At 64.3% G+C, this 14,045-nt stretch carries 10 protein-coding genes; 4 read left to right on the forward strand and 6 right to left on the reverse strand.

From position 1 onward, the window contains the following. Positions 1-477 precede the first annotated feature (477 nt). Positions 478-2,640, forward strand: a complete 2,163-nt coding sequence (locus tag E4631_RS26735; RefSeq protein ID WP_133657543.1) for a DUF748 domain-containing protein — start codon at positions 478-480, stop codon at positions 2,638-2,640. Between the two features lie 74 nt (positions 2,641-2,714). On the opposite strand, the gene eat is transcribed toward E4631_RS26735, so the two are convergent. From eat to E4631_RS02665, 3 genes are all read right to left on the reverse strand, one after another. Further along, positions 2,715-4,001: an ethanolamine permease gene (eat, locus tag E4631_RS02655; protein ID WP_133657542.1), complete on the reverse strand. Its 1,287-nt coding sequence runs from the start codon at positions 3,999-4,001 to the stop codon at positions 2,715-2,717. Positions 4,002-4,245: 244 nt separating this feature from the next. Then, on the reverse strand, positions 4,246-5,580 hold the full coding sequence (locus E4631_RS02660) for a DUF2254 domain-containing protein (protein WP_133657541.1): 1,335 nt from the start codon (positions 5,578-5,580) through the stop codon (positions 4,246-4,248). Beyond that, on the reverse strand, positions 5,573-6,151 hold the full coding sequence (locus E4631_RS02665) for a DUF421 domain-containing protein (protein WP_133657540.1): 579 nt from the start codon (positions 6,149-6,151) through the stop codon (positions 5,573-5,575). The genes E4631_RS02660 and E4631_RS02665 overlap by 8 nt, the downstream gene beginning before the upstream one ends. Before the next feature lie 117 nt (positions 6,152-6,268). On the opposite strand from E4631_RS02665, the gene E4631_RS02670 reads away from it, so the two are divergent. After that, positions 6,269-7,708, forward strand: coding sequence for an amidohydrolase family protein (locus E4631_RS02670; RefSeq protein WP_133657539.1), 1,440 nt, complete (start codon positions 6,269-6,271; stop codon positions 7,706-7,708). A gap of 133 nt (positions 7,709-7,841) precedes the next feature. Here E4631_RS02670 and E4631_RS02675 read toward each other — a convergent pair whose 3' ends face one another. The 3 genes from E4631_RS02675 to E4631_RS02685 form a co-directional block, all read right to left on the reverse strand. Further along, positions 7,842-8,906: an acyl-CoA desaturase gene (locus E4631_RS02675; protein WP_133657538.1), complete on the reverse strand. Its 1,065-nt coding sequence runs from the start codon at positions 8,904-8,906 to the stop codon at positions 7,842-7,844. 262 nt (positions 8,907-9,168) lie between these two features. Then, positions 9,169-10,179, reverse strand: a complete 1,011-nt coding sequence (locus tag E4631_RS02680; protein WP_133657537.1) for a Brp/Blh family beta-carotene 15,15'-dioxygenase — start codon at positions 10,177-10,179, stop codon at positions 9,169-9,171. An 83-nt stretch (positions 10,180-10,262) separates the two neighbouring features. Beyond that, positions 10,263-11,057, reverse strand: coding sequence for a bacteriorhodopsin-like (locus tag E4631_RS02685; protein WP_133657536.1), 795 nt, complete (start codon positions 11,055-11,057; stop codon positions 10,263-10,265). Positions 11,058-11,269: 212 nt separating this feature from the next. Between E4631_RS02685 and E4631_RS02690 the strand changes: the two genes are divergently transcribed. Together E4631_RS02690 and E4631_RS02695 are read left to right on the forward strand one after the other, a co-directional pair. Continuing rightward, entirely contained in the window at positions 11,270-12,508 is a 1,239-nt protein-coding gene (locus E4631_RS02690) for a YgcG family protein (RefSeq protein WP_166648082.1), read from the forward strand. 158 nt (positions 12,509-12,666) lie between these two features. Then, entirely contained in the window at positions 12,667-13,941 is a 1,275-nt protein-coding gene (locus E4631_RS02695) for a M48 family metallopeptidase (protein WP_133657534.1), read from the forward strand. Positions 13,942-14,045: the final 104 nt, after the last annotated feature.

Genomic DNA, 14,045 nt, shown 5'->3' on the forward strand with positions numbered 1-14,045 from the left:
CGCGATTTTGCGGCTCTTGTGGGTGCCTTTTTTGACAATCGCCTCTAATTTGGCGGCATCGGCAGGCGGTAGCATGACGGGTTTGGCGAGGCGGGGCGTTGGCAAAAAACGGATAGTGTTTACTCGGTACTGTTACTGGCAGAATTAAGTTGTCAGACCACTAGTTTCTAAATTTAGCTTCTAGTTTTTATTTAGAACTAGAGCTAGTTCCCCCTCTCCATGGGAGAGGGGGCTAGGGGGTGAGGTTACGCGGAGGGCGACAAGCGTTGCGTAACACCAGGTATTCAGCAGCCAAGACGGTCGCGTGTTGCCCCTACAGGGCTTTGAACTACTTACTGCTCGTGACATGCCGCCCCGCTGCGGCTTTCCTAGCTTGCCAGGATAAAAGACTTACGGGTATTGCGCGCAGTTTTTTGGCCGTTGCTTCAGCTTCAGCCCAGCTTTTGCCGTTAGGGGCTTACGTAGTGCCTGTTGTATATGCCCCTGCCTTCTTCGTCGCTAGTTGATGCTCCTGCCGCTGCCGCCACTCGTGGCCGGCGCTGGTGGCCCTGGGTGGCGGGGGTAGTGCTACTGCTGGCAGTGGCAATAACCGTGGCCCTGGCGCAGCTCGACCCCTGGCTGCGCCGCGAGCTGGAGCAGCAGGTGAGCCGCCAGAGCCACGGCGCCTACCAGCTGCGGCTGGGCGCGCTGCGCACCCACCTGTGGGGCAGGAGCCTGGAGCTACAGCAGGTGCAGCTGCTGCCCGACCCGCACCACCGCGGCGCGTGGCCGGCTGCCTTGCCCCAGCTCCGCCTCACGCTGGGCACGGCGCGGCTCAGCGGCGTGGGCGTGCTGGCCGCGCTACGCGGCGGCGTGGTGCCGGTGGATAGTTTGGTAGTGAGCGATTTATCGCTGAGCGTGCCGGCGGGCCTACCCCCTCATTTCCTGGCGAAGAGCCCGCCGCTGTACCAGCGGCTGCCCCGGCGTATTGCGGGCCTGCGGCTGGGGCTGCTGGCCGTGCGTGGGCTGCGCGCCCGCTACGCCGCCGGCCCCGATACCCTGGCCGACGTAGCCCGCGCCGACCTGCTGGCCCACGATGTGCTACTCAGTGCCGCCGGCGCGGCCGACACCCAGCGCACCGCCTACGCCGCCAGCCTGGCGGCCCGGCTGCGCGGCGCGGCCTTGCGCCTGCCCGGCGGGGTAGGGCAGCTGGCGAGGCTGCAATGCAGTAATAATAAGCTGGTTATTGATTCCTTACGCCTGCTCAGCAATGGCCCCGCGCCCACGCACCTGTGGCTGCCCCACCTGCTCCTCACGGGCTGGCAAACGGCGGCCATGCAGCACCAGCGCCGCTTTCGGGCTGACTCTCTAACGCTTGACAAGCCCTTGGTGCAAGGCCCGGCGCCCGGCGCGCCGGCCCGGCCGCTGCATGAGCTGCTGGCGCTCTACCTGCGCCGCGCCGACCTGGCCAGGCTGCGCGTGCGGGCCGGCGAAATTCAGACTAAGGGTGGCGAGTTGACGCCTGTCGTGCGCGCTATTAACGTGCAAGCCAGCGGGATAAGAATTGATGCTGGCGCCGCCCGCGACCCGCGCCGCGTGGCCTACGCCCGCGCCTGGCGGGCCAGTACCGGGCGCATCACGGCCCGCTACGATGGGCCGTTTTTTCGGCTGGCGGCGGCGGGGCTGCGCCTCGATACCCGGCGGCAAACGCTGAGCCTGCTGGGCCTGGCCATTCAGCCCAACTTTTCGGCCGCCGAGCAGGACCGGCGCAAGGGCGAGCAGTCGGTGCACCTGGTGGTGCGGCTGCCGGCGCTGCGGCTGGCGGGGCTCGACTTTGGCCGGCTGGCCCGACAGCGCGAGCTGGTGGCGCGCACCCTCACCGCCGAGCGGCCCTGGGTGGAGATTGCCAGCGATGGCCGCGCGCCGCTGCCCCGCCAGCCGTCCATCTTTACGCCGCTGGCGGTGCGCCGCCTACCCTTGCTGGTGAGCGTGGGCGAGGTGCGGGTGCAGGGGGCCAACGTGCGCCTGCCCTACCGCAGTCCGCGCAGTCCGGTGGTCGGCCACATTACGCTCAATAACCTCAGCGGTACGCTGCGCAACCTCAGCAACGACCCGCGCCGCATGACGGCCGCCTACCCCCTCACCGGCGCGGCCACGGCCCTGCTGCAAAATAGCTGCCGCCTGGATTTGCAGCTGCGCATTCCGCTGCTCGACCCGCTGGAGCGGCACCAGGTCACGGGCACGTTCGGGGCCGCGCCGTTTGCCATTCTCAACCCCATGATTGAGCCCACGCGGCTCTTTTCGTTCAGCAGCGGCGAACTGCACGCCATGCGCTTCGACCTGCACGCCGACCGGCAGGGAGCCACGGGCACCATGTGGGCCGAGTATTCGGGCCTGCATTTGCAAGTGTTGAAAAGTAAGGGTGATAAGCTGAAAAAGAATCTATTAACTAAAATCGAATCGGGCCTGGCGAACACCCTGTTCATTCGCAACAACAACCCGCGCGCCAACGGCCGGCTGGCGCCCGGCAGCCTGCGCACCACCCGCGACCTGCACGCCGCCGTGTTTGTGCTCTGGCGGCAAGCGCTGGTGAGCGGCCTGCTCAACAGCGCCGGCGTGCCCCAGCCCATTGCCCAGAAGCTGAGCGAGGGCAAGAACTGAAGCTAAAACAAAGCGTGTGTCAGTGCCGCGTTCCACTTCGTTGCGCTCGCAATGACACACGTTTTGCGTAAGTCCTAAACTATTAACTTCCCCCGTATCAGCTTCGCGCCACCGACCGCCAGCCCCAATCCCACCGCAAAGGCTACGCTCAGGCCTGGATTATAATAGATTATCGTGCCGAGGCTCAGCAGCACCAGGGCCAGCGCCAGCAGCGGCACCGCCGGGTAGCCGGGCACCTGGAAGGGCCGCGCCAGCGCCGGCTCGCGGCGGCGCAGGGCAAACAAACTCAGCAGGCTGATGGCGTACATCACCACCGCGCCCAGCACTGCCAGGATAATCACCTGGTCGGTGGTGCCGGTGAGCAGGGCCACGCAGCCCACCGCGCCGCCTGCCACCAGCGCCCAGTGCGGCGCCCCCCGGCCATTGACGCGCGCCAGGGGGGTAGGGAGGTAGCCGGCCCGCGCCAGCGCAAACAGCTGCCGCGAGTAGCCGATAATAGTGCCGTGAAACGAGGCCACCAGCCCAAACAGCCCGATGCTGGCAAAAAGCTTGGTCCAGGGGCTGGCCGGCCCCAGCACCAGGCGTAGGGCCTCGGGCAGGGGGTAGTCGAGGTGGCTGAGGGCGCGCCAGTCGGTGGCCCCGCCGGTGAGTATCATCACGCCCAGGGCCAGCAGCAGCAGCGTGCCCAGCCCATAGCCGTAGCCCCGCGGAATGGTGCGCCGGGGCTCCTTCACCTCCTCGGCCACCAGCGCTACCCCCTCGATGGCCAGGTAAAACCAGATGGCGAACGGCAGGGCCGCCAGCACGCCGCCCAGCCGCACCGGCACCGGGTGCGCCAGAAAATTAGCCACCCGAAAGTGCGGCGCCATGAGGCCCATAAACACCAGTAGCTCGGCCACTGCCAGCCCCGTGACCACCAGCGCAAACCTGGCCGACTCCTTCATGCCCAATAAATTGAGTAGCGTAAAAACCACGTAGCAGCTCAGCGCCGTGCCCCGCACCGGCAGCGCGGCCCACAAAAAATGCGCGTAGCTGCCCAGCGCAAACGCAATGGCCGGCGGCGTCAGCAAAAATTCCACCAGCGTGGCGTAGCCGGCCACTACCCCCCCCACCGGCCCAAACGCCCGCGAGGCGTAGGCAAACGGCCCGCCCGCCTGTGGAATGGCCGTCGTCAGCTCCGTGAAGCTGAGCACGAACGTGACGTAGAGCACCGTCACGAGCAGCGTGGCTAGCAGGAAACCCACCGGCCCGGCCACCGCCCAGCCGTAGTTCCACCCAAAATATTCGCCCGAAATGACGAGCCCCACCGCAATGGCCCACAGCTGCCAGGTGCCCAGGGTAGGCGTAAGGGTCGTTTTCATGTAGTGGTGAGGGGTGAGCAGTGAGCAGTGAGCAGTGAGCAGTGAGCAAAAGAAACGTCATGCTGACGAAGGAAGCATCTTGCTCGCGCAAGTAACCCCAACCAGCAGAATTACTTGCGCGGTAGAGATGCTTCCTTCGTCAGCATGACGTTTCTTTTGCTCACTGCTCACTGCTCACTGCTCACTGCTCACTGCTCACTGCTCACTGCTCACTGCTCACTGCTCACTGCTCACCGCTCACTGCTCACTGCTCACTGCTCAGCAGCGCTTCTGCCTCCGTGGCGCGCACGTGCACTTTGCTGCGCTCATACTCGGTAGTGAGGGTGCGCTCGGCGGCTTCGCGGATGTAGCTGACTTGCAGGCGCAGTGTGAGGCGGTTGCTGGGCGAGGTGGTGCGCACGGCCGCCGTGCCGATGGCCGTGAGCAGGCGCAGGTACACGGCCACGTTGGCCTCGCCCGATACCCGAATCTGGTCGAGGGCGGTGGTGACGTAGCTGGCGAAGGAAGGCTCCAGGGTCACCACGCGCACCCGGTTGTCGTCGTCGGTGCGCAGGGGGGTAGGGAAGTTGCTGGCCGCCAGCTGGGCCAGCAGCGTGCCCAGATAGTCGATGCAGATGATGGAGGTAGTCGTGTCGTTCACACCCGGCGAAAGCGCCTTGAGGGCAATGTCCACAATCTGGCGCAGGCCGAAGCCCACGTCCTGCTCCACCGAGCGCTGGCTGCCCAGGCTGAACTGCTCGTTCAAGCGGTCGGTCAGCTTGTCGGAGAGGGGTAGGGGGCCGTCCTCGTAGCGGGCCACCGACACCAGGGCCGCCCCGCGCGCCACAAAGCTGCCCACGCCGCGCTCCATGCGCACCACGCCCTCCACATCCTGGGCCAAAGACAGCAGGCCCTTACTGTCGAGGCTTTGCACGTAGCCGCTGGTGCTGGCCGGCACGGGTACCCAGCGCAGCTCATCGGCCTGGGTGAAAAGGTGGGCGCGCTCGTTCTCGTCGGCGGCGTCGCCCAGCTTTTTGGGGAAAAGCCGCTCGATGGCCGCCTCGGTTTCTTCCGTCACGGCCTGCAAAATGCTGGCCGCCTGAATGGACGAGGCCATATGGTGAATAAAAAACACCAGCACCCCGATGCTCACCAGCGCCAGCACCAGGCCGCCCGTCACGGCCAACGACGGGATAAAATTTCCCTCGTCGGCGCCCCGAATCGTGCGCAGCACAAACAGGCAGTACACGAAAATGCTCACGAAAAACCCCAGCACCACCTGGTTGGTGCGGTTGCTCATAAAGTTGCGCAGCACCCGCGGCGTATACTGGCTCGACACCTGGGCCAAGGTGCTCAGCGTGAGCGAGAAAATAAGGGCCGCCACCGTCATCATGGAGCCCGCGATGGCCGTGAGCACGCCGCGCGCGCCATCGGCCCCCGAGCCAAAAAGCAGGGGGTAGTCGCTCACCCATTTGTGCCCCATGCTGAGGTCGAGAATAACGAGGCAGTAGGCCAGCACCAGCGCCACCACCACCATGAGCGTGGGCACAAACCACAGGCTGGAGTTGAGGTTGCGCCAGAGCGTACGAAGTCTATTCATCCTCTGGCTTACTGTTGCGCTTAGCCGCGGGTTGTGCCGCGCTGGCGGCATCACTGGGCCGCGGCACGTCGCGCAGGGCCGAGTCGGGCCCGGTAGTCGTTTGTTTGAGCACGCTGAGCTGGCCGTTGTTTTCGAGCACCACGGCCGCCGCCTTGTCCACGCTCGCCAGCCCGTGCTGGCGCAGCGCCGCCAGCAGCTCGTGCTCCGTAATGCGCTCGGTGCGCATTGCCGCGGGCAAAAAAGCGCCCTGGTACACGAGCAGCGTGGGCTCGGCCTTCACCAACTGGCCCACCGTTCGCGAGCGCACTGAGAGCCAGGTAATGGAAAATTGCAGCGCGATGAGCAGCGCAAAGGCCGTGAGGCCATCGGCCAGGGCCACGCTCTTGCTCAGCAGCACCGTGGCCAGCGTCGAGCCCAGCGCCACGGTCACCACCAGGTCGAAGGCATTCATCTTGGTGAGTGTGCGCTTGCCCGAAATGCGCAGTAGCAGCATAAGGCCCACGTAGGCCGCCACCCCAATAATAAGCGTGCGCCCAATGCTGGCCCAGCTGATAAAGAAAATCTTGTCCATAGGCTAGGTTAACGCAGCGAAGGGGGGTAGGGGCTGAAATAGCAGCCTATAGCAGCCACATGGGTTGAGCCGGGCCCCGCCTACCTTTGGGCTCCTTCCGGCCTCTTCCTTGCTGATATGAAACTCTCGCGCCTTTTGCTGGGCCTGCCCGCGGCCGCGCTGCTGCTGGGCTTCGGCCACCGCCCTACCCCCTCGGTAACCTACGACCTGGTTATCAAGCACGTGAATGTGGTGGACGTGGCCACCGGCCGCCTGCTGCCCGACCAGGCGGTGGCCGTATCGGGCGGCAAAATCGTGCGCGTTGGGCCTGAAAGCCAGGAGCACTACCAGGCCCGCCAAACACTGGACGGCACCGGCCGCTTCCTCCTGCCCGGCCTCTGGGACATGCACGTGCACTTCCGGGGCGGCGACAGCCTGGCGGCGGCCAATAAAAAAAGTCTGGCGCTGTACCTGGCCCACGGCATCACGACGGTGCGCGACTGCGGCGGCGACCTCACGCCTTACGTTTTTAAGTGGCGGCAGGAGGAAGCCGCCGGCACGCTGGCCGGCCCGCGCATCTTCACCTCGGGGCCCAAAATCGACGGCCCCGGCGCTACCTGGGCCGGCTCGCTGGAGGTCGTGACACCCGCCGATGTCAGCCACGCCCTCGACTCGCTGCAAAAGCTGAAGGTTGATTTCGTGAAGATTTACGACAGCAAAATATCGGGTGAGGCCTACCTAGAAACTATCTCGCAGGCTGAGAAGCGGGGCATGAAAACCACCGGCCACATGCCGTATTCAGTCACGCTGGCCGAGGCCGTGAACCGTGGCCTCGACGCCACCGAGCACCTCTACTACGTGTTCAAAGCCTGCTCGGGCAAGGAAGATAGCCTCACGGCATTGGTGCGCAACAGCCTCACTACCAGCAAGCCGCTGGGCCTGTTTGCCATGCTGCCGGCCGTGTACGACACCTACAGCCCGGCCGCCGCGCAGCGCATCTACCGGCTTATGGCCCAGCACCACACGGCCGCCGTGCCCACGCTGGCCATCGGCAAAACGCTGGCCGAGCTCACGCCCACCAACCACGCCCACGACACGCTGCTGGCCTACATCGACCCCAAAATCCAGCGCACCTACACCAAGCGCCTGGCCAGTGCCCGCACGCAATCGCCGGCCGCCCGCGCCTTCACCGAAAAGCTGGAAACCAAGTTTATGAGTATGGTGCCGCAGATGGAGGCGGCCGGCGTCACCATCCTGGCCGGGTCCGACAGCGGGGCGTTCAACTCCTTCACCTACCCCGGTGCCTCGCTGCAAGACGAGCTGGCGCTGCTGGTGCAGGCCGGCCTCACGCCCGCCCAGGCCCTGCGTGCCGCCACCCTCAACGGCGCCACGTTTATGGGCGTGGCCGACCGCAGCGGCAGCATCGCCGAGGGCAAAGACGCTGACCTGCTGCTGCTGGCCGCCAACCCCTTGGCCGACATTCGCAACACCCGCAAAGTCGTGGCCGTGGTGTCGCGCGGCAAAGTGTACCCGCGCGCCGAGCTGGGCAAGATGCTGGCGGCGATTAAGAATAAGTAGGCAGATAACAGACTAAAAAAGAACGGTCATGCTGAGCTTGTCGAAGCATCTCTACCGCTTCATCCAACGAGGCGGTAGAGATGCTTCGACAAGCTCAGCATGACTGTTATCTAATGATGCTTACTTAGGCTACCTACGCCCGGCCCATCTGGCGCAGAAAGGCCACGTGCGAGGCTACGGCCGAGCGCATCTTGGGGTATTCCTGGTAAGGCAGGCCAAATTCCAGGCACGTTTCCCGAATGATTTTGCTCAGGTTGGGGTAGTGCACGTGCGAGATTTTGGGGAACAAATGGTGCTCTACCTGAAAGTTGAGCCCACCCACTAGCCAGCTAATCAGGCGGTTGTCGGTGGCAAAGTTGGCCGTGGTGCGCAACTGATGGATAGCCCACTCGTCTTCGAGCTTGCGGGTGGTGGCGTGCGGCACCGGGAAGGCGGTTTGCTCCACGGTGTGCGCCAATTGAAACACGATGCTGAGCACGAAGCCCGCCACCGCGCCCGTGAGCAGGAAGCCCACCAGCCAGCCAGCCCAGCCTAGCGCGTAGATGGGCAGCGCCACGTACAGGCCCAGGTTCAAGATCTTAAAGCCCCAGAAAATGAGGTGGTCATTGGTGCTCATGGGCTTGAGGGCCACGCTGCCAATCTTGCGGCTGAAATACTTCTGGTAGTCGGTAAACAGAATCCAGGAGATGTAGAGCAGGCAGTAGAAAAAGCCAAAATACAGGTGCTGAAAGCGGTGGGCGCGGTGGCGCGGCTGGTCGGGCGTGAGGCGCATCCAGGGCCGGATGTCGAGGTCGTCGTCCACGCCGTCGATGTTGGTGTACATGTGGTGCACGGTATTATGTTTGGCATCCCACATGTAGCTGCTGCCACCCAACACGTTGAGCGTGAAGGCCGCCGTCTTATTGAGCCAGCCGTGGCGGCTGAAGCTGCCGTGCGCTCCGTCGTGCATCACGTTGAAGCCGATGAGGGCCAGCACGGTGCCCATCAGTACGCACTCGGCCAGCGCCCAGGGGGTAGGGGGCGTGAAGAAAACCAGGTGCACGTACAGTACCAGTAGGGCGCCCACCAGCAGCAGGGCCTTGCCCAGCAGCGCACCGTTGCCGGTCTGGGCTTTGCCCGTGGTGGTGAAGTAGTCGGCCGTGCGGCGCTTGAGTTCGGCGTGGAACGAGCGCGGAGGCGCAAATCTTGGCAGGAGCATAAGGGGGAGGAAAGCCGGCTGGATGGCCGCCGCAAAGCAGGCCGCCGGAACGGGGCCGCATCACCCATCGGCAGCTACAGCAAGCTTCTGCACCCTGCACAAGCCAAACGCGGGGGATAAGAAACGGCGTTGCGCTAATCCCTACCCCCTCGCAAAAGTACAACCCCAGCCAGGGCCGATAAGTGCAGCTTCCGGGCATTGGCCGGGCGGCGGCCACCGGCACGGGCAGCCACCGGCCCGCCGCCGCCGGACAAACGTTGCGTTAGCTGGTGCTTCGGCCCAGGGCGCCGCGCCAGCGCGCGGCATCCATTACGGTGGTTACGAGCAGGGCGTGGGGCAGCGTCACTACCGAGGCCACCACCAACGCCAGGCTAAACCAGGTATTGGCATCGGGCCGGTGGGCGGCCGCCAGGTAGCCCAGCGCCAGCAGGGCCACGCAGCTTATCAGCAGCAACGGGGCCGCCCGGCGCAGAAAAAACACCAGCCGCGGCAGGAGCGCCGGGCCTGGAGAAGCGGCCGGTGTAGGGTAGCCCAGCCAACTCGTGAGGCGCAGCACGTGCTGCAAACTATGCCAAAACACAAAATACACGCCTACCGATAGCCGGGGCGGCAGCGCTACAAACAGCCCCGTGAGCAACAGCACCTCCAGCGCCTCGGTGGGCAGCCCGGCGCCCCGCCGGTGCCGGGCATACCAAAGCCACAGGCCCAGATGCCCACCCAGCGTGAGTGCGGCCAGCACGCGGGCCCCGGTGGCAAAAGTGGCCATGCCCAGCGGCGCAGCCCCCGTAAACGTGAGCAGATTATTGACTACCCCGGCCGTTTCGGTGGGCCAGCACCAGGCGGGTACCGCAAATAGCAGCAGGCCACGCAATACGCTGTGCATCAGCCATACGCCCAGCGGCTCAGGCTCCGGGCCAGGCGCGTCGGCCGAGCCCCAGTGCCACACCGTGAGTACCAGAAAAATGCCTACCGCCGGGGCCGGCCAGCGCCACCACAGCACGCCCACCACGCCGGCCAGGCCCAGGTAGCCCCCCAAAAAACCGAGCCAGTAGCGCCAGCCGCTACTACCCCGCCCGGTAGCGGGCACTACCAGTTGGTCGCAGGCACCGTGCGCCACGCCCAGCAGTACCATGCCCACCGCCAGCGGAAGGCTCAGCAGCCGCCCAGCCGCCGCCGGAAAGGCCGCGCCTACCCCCGCCAGCGCGAGCACGGCGGCGTAGGAGTAGCGCCGCTGGGGCCAGCTGGAAGCAAAAGCAGGATTGGGGAGGAACATAGCAAAATGGTAGGAAACCAAAACAGGCCGTTGCACGGCAGTAAAGCAATGCAACGGCCCGTAAAATGAACCTGTTCAGGAGTTTAGGCCATTACTTTTTCCTTGGTCCCAGCTCCCACGCCTTGCTGCGGGTAGGCCTGCACTGCCGATTCCTTCCGGGCCAGGTTATACACCACTAGTCCGAAGCCGATTTTATTAATAGCATCGCCGAGGTTGTAAATCAGGTCGAGGCTGTGCGCGTTGAGCAGGTTCAGGCCGCCACTGCCGAGCAGGCCGCCGGGCATGGCCATGTAGCCGATGGGGTAAATGGCCCAGCCCACGAGGATAAACCAAGCCAGGGTCCGCACGCCTTTTCTAACGGCATCCGAATCGGATTTGGCGGCCAGCTGCGCAATTTCACCCATCCACGCCGAGTACAGAATGTAGAGGTAACCCAGCGTCGATATTGCGCCCCAGATTGCCGAGTGGGCCATGGAGCCATCGGTAAAGGCTTCGCCGATGTAGCCGGTAACGAGCATGAACACGGCCGCGACCACGAGCTTCCAGAGCAGGCCGATTTTGGCCCCGGCGGCCCGCACCAGTAAGTAGAACTCGATAACCATGAGCGGCACGGTCAGCGTCCAGTCAATGTAGCGCAGGGCCACGGGGGTTTCGTGGGTGCTGATGTAGTAGTCGCGCATGTAGTAATAATGCACGGCGGCGATGCCCGTAATCATCCCCGAAATGAGGAGCGAGGTTTTCCACTTATCGGCCACGGTGCTCCGCTCAAACAAGAAGAACACCGACGCGGCGGCCATGGCCATGTAGCCCGTGAAAAAAGTAAATGCAACCGGGTCGTCAACCGGAATTTTCATGACGTCGAGTAGTACGGTCTGCATGGGTGGAGAATTAAATGGTGAGATACGTTTTATAAATAAGCTATTGACAATTAATGTTTTCCGTAAGTCAAAAGAAAGATGTTTTTTTGATGAAGGCTCACTTGAGGTTAGCTGAAACGATGGCTGGTGGCGGCCCGGCCCGGCTGGGGCAGCCGCCGGGCCGGGCGGGCCGTAGAAGGCGAATGCATTTAGTCACTTTTCCCTTTTCCGCCATGAATCGCTTTGTGCTTCTGTTGCTTTTGCTTGGGGTCTGCCTGCACGGGCCCATCGTAGCTCAGTCGACCGGCGGGCTGCCCGCCCGCCCGGTGCCCTTCACCTTCGTCACGGACCAAGGCAGCCTGCTGAGCGCCGGCGACGCCAAAAAGCTCGACGGCGGCCTGCGCGCCTACGCCGAAAAAACCGGCACCCAGGTCGTGGTCGTGACGGTGCCCAGCCTGGGTGGCCGCTCGGCCGCCGACTACGCCCGCGCCCTGGGCACCGCCTGGGGGGTAGGGCAGCGCGACAAAAACAACGGTGTAGTAGTGCTGCTCAGCGCCCAGGACCACAAGGTGTCCATCCAGCCCGGCTCGGGCCTGGCCAGCGTCATTACGCCCGCCGTCACCAGCCGCGTTATTGGCGAAATGACGCCGGAGTTCAAGCAGGGCAACTACTTCGCGGGCCTGCGTAGCGGCCTCAACCGCCTGATGGTGACCGCCAACCCCGGCTCGGCTCCGAATAAGAACACAACTGCCGCCGCCAGCGGCACGGGGGTAGCAAGCCGCAGCAGCCTCAACGACAACAGTGCCATGTCGAACACCACGACCATGCCCAGCGACCCGGCCGGCGCGCAGCAGTCGGAGGTGTCGGCACCCGCCTCGTCGGGTATCGGCATGGGTACGCTACTCATCGGGGCGCTGGTTATTGGTGGCATCCTGTTTTTCGTCATTCGGATGTTCAAGGGTAAAAGCGCGTCGGCCCAAAACGGCGGCACGCCCAACTTCTACCCCAATTCCAATTCCAACGCCAACGCTCAGCCCAACCAGCCTACCTTCTACCCCAACCAGAACGGCCCGGCGCCCGGCAACTACCCTAACCAGGGTGGCAACAGCAGCGGCGGCAGCGGCATGGGCGGCATCCTGGCCACGGGCGCGGCGGCAGCGGCCGGCGCCTACCTCGGCAACCGCCTGGGCGGCAGCCACGACTCGGGCAGCGCGCCGCAGCATTTCGACAACAACAGCGGCCTGGGCGCCGGCGCGGCGGCGGCCGGCACGGGCGCGGCCGGCGACTACTTCTCGGGCCGCGGCAGCGCCAGCAGCAACGACGACAACGCCCCCGACTACTTCTCGGGCAATAACACCGACAACTCAGGTGATTATTTTTCCTCCGATAATTCGTCGTACGACGATACCTCGTCGGGCGACACGGGCGGCGGCGGCTTCGACAGCACCGACGACAACAGCGGCTCGTGGTAAAATTCGCCCGCAGCAAGCAGTAAAAACAAGACAGCCGCCCGGTTTCGGGCGGCTGTTTTTGCAGCAGGCGGTTGATGGGCGAAGTTGGCAAACCGCCCCAAAAACTGGTAGCTTGCGGCGCGCGGCCGGGTGGCCGGCTGCACCTTATCTGTTTTGTGATGCTACACAAGCTACTACTCTTATTGGTCTTGCTCCTCAGCGCGTTGGCGGCGCCTGCCGCCCAGCCGGCGGCGCCCGTAGCGGCCCCTACCCCCGCCGCTTCTTTCAACGTAGAGGCCGCCACCCGGCACTACCTCGACACCCTCACCCCGGCCCAAAAAGCCAAGTCCGATGCCTATTTTGAAGGGGGCTACTGGCTCCAGCTCTGGGATATGGTGTACGCGCTGGCCGTGGCGGGCGTGTTTCTGGGCCTGGGGCTGTCGCGCCGGCTGCTGGCGCTGGCCGACCGCCTACCCCGGCGCTGGCTGCGCACCTGGGCCTACGCCGCGCTGTACCTGCTGGCGGCGTTCGTACTCACCTTGCCCTTAAATATTTACGAGGGCTACGTGCGCGAGCACCAGTATGGCCTCTCCAACCTCACCTTCGGGGCCTGGGCGGGCGAAACGCTGACCAGCCTGGTGCTGTCGGTGGTGTTTAGTAGCCTCATTATTCTGGCTTTGTATGCCGCTATTCGGCGGGCCGGGGCCAGCTGGTGGGCCTGGGGCACGGCCCTGGTGGGCGTGTTTCTGGTAATTGCGGTGGCCGTGGGGCCGGTGTTTATCAGCCCGCTATTCAACAAATACACGACCCTACCCCCCGGCCCAGTGCGCAACGGCATCCTGAGCATGGCCCGCGCCAACGGCGTGCCGGCCAGCAACGTGTACTACTTCGACGCCTCCAAGCAGAGCAAGCGCATCAGCGCCAACGTGAGCGGCCTGGGCAGCACCATCCGCGTATCGCTGAATGACAACCTGCTGAACCGCTGCACGCCGGCCGAAATTCAGGCCGTAATGGGCCACGAACTGGGCCACTACGTGCTCAACCACATCGTGAAGATGCTGGTGTTTTTCATTGTGCTGCTCGGCATCGGCTTCAAGCTTGTGGACTGGGCCTTCCGGCGTCTGGTGGCGCGCTACGGGCCGCGCTGGGGCATTACGGGCCTGGCCGACGTGGGCGGCCTACCCCTGCTGGTAGCGCTGTTCACGGTAGTGGGCTTGCTGGCCACGCCCATCACCAACACCATTATCCGCACCAGCGAGCAGGAGGCCGACATGTTCGGCCTGAATGCCGCGCGCCAGCCCGACGGCTTCGCCAGCATTGCCATCAAGCTCTCCGAATACCGCAAGCTGGAGCCCACGCCGCTCGAAGAAGTCATCTTCTTCGACCACCCCAGCGGGCGCACGCGGGTGCAGTCGGCCATGCGCTGGAAGGCTGAGCACCTGGATGGACGCTAATGTTTGGCCTACAGCGAATTGTGATGTAGGATGCCTTCTGTAGGCTGAGTTAAAAGTTGAGCGTTAAAAGTTAAAAAGCGCACCGCCTGTGTTTTAACTTTTAA

The organism is Hymenobacter sp. UV11, assembly GCF_004684095.1.
In the GTDB taxonomy this organism is placed as follows: Bacteria; Bacteroidota; Bacteroidia; order Cytophagales; family Hymenobacteraceae; genus Hymenobacter.

Excerpts from the sequence above, each read along its gene's own strand:
- E4631_RS02675 (WP_133657538.1), bottom strand. The coding sequence starts at position 8,906 with ATGCTCCTGCCAAGATTTGCGCCTCCGCGCTCGTTCCACGCCGAACTC.
- E4631_RS02685 (WP_133657536.1), bottom strand. The coding sequence starts at position 11,057 with ATGCAGACCGTACTACTCGACGTCATGAAAATTCCGGTTGACGACCCG.
- eat (WP_133657542.1), bottom strand. The coding sequence starts at position 4,001 with ATGAAAACGACCCTTACGCCTACCCTGGGCACCTGGCAGCTGTGGGCC.
- E4631_RS02680 (WP_133657537.1), bottom strand. The coding sequence starts at position 10,179 with ATGTTCCTCCCCAATCCTGCTTTTGCTTCCAGCTGGCCCCAGCGGCGC.
- E4631_RS02670 (WP_133657539.1), top strand. The coding sequence starts at position 6,269 with ATGAAACTCTCGCGCCTTTTGCTGGGCCTGCCCGCGGCCGCGCTGCTG.
- E4631_RS02690 (WP_166648082.1), top strand. The coding sequence starts at position 11,270 with ATGAATCGCTTTGTGCTTCTGTTGCTTTTGCTTGGGGTCTGCCTGCAC.
- E4631_RS26735 (WP_133657543.1), top strand. The coding sequence starts at position 478 with ATGCCCCTGCCTTCTTCGTCGCTAGTTGATGCTCCTGCCGCTGCCGCC.
- E4631_RS02660 (WP_133657541.1), bottom strand. The coding sequence starts at position 5,580 with ATGAATAGACTTCGTACGCTCTGGCGCAACCTCAACTCCAGCCTGTGG.
- E4631_RS02695 (WP_133657534.1), top strand. The coding sequence starts at position 12,667 with ATGCTACACAAGCTACTACTCTTATTGGTCTTGCTCCTCAGCGCGTTG.
- E4631_RS02665 (WP_133657540.1), bottom strand. The coding sequence starts at position 6,151 with ATGGACAAGATTTTCTTTATCAGCTGGGCCAGCATTGGGCGCACGCTT.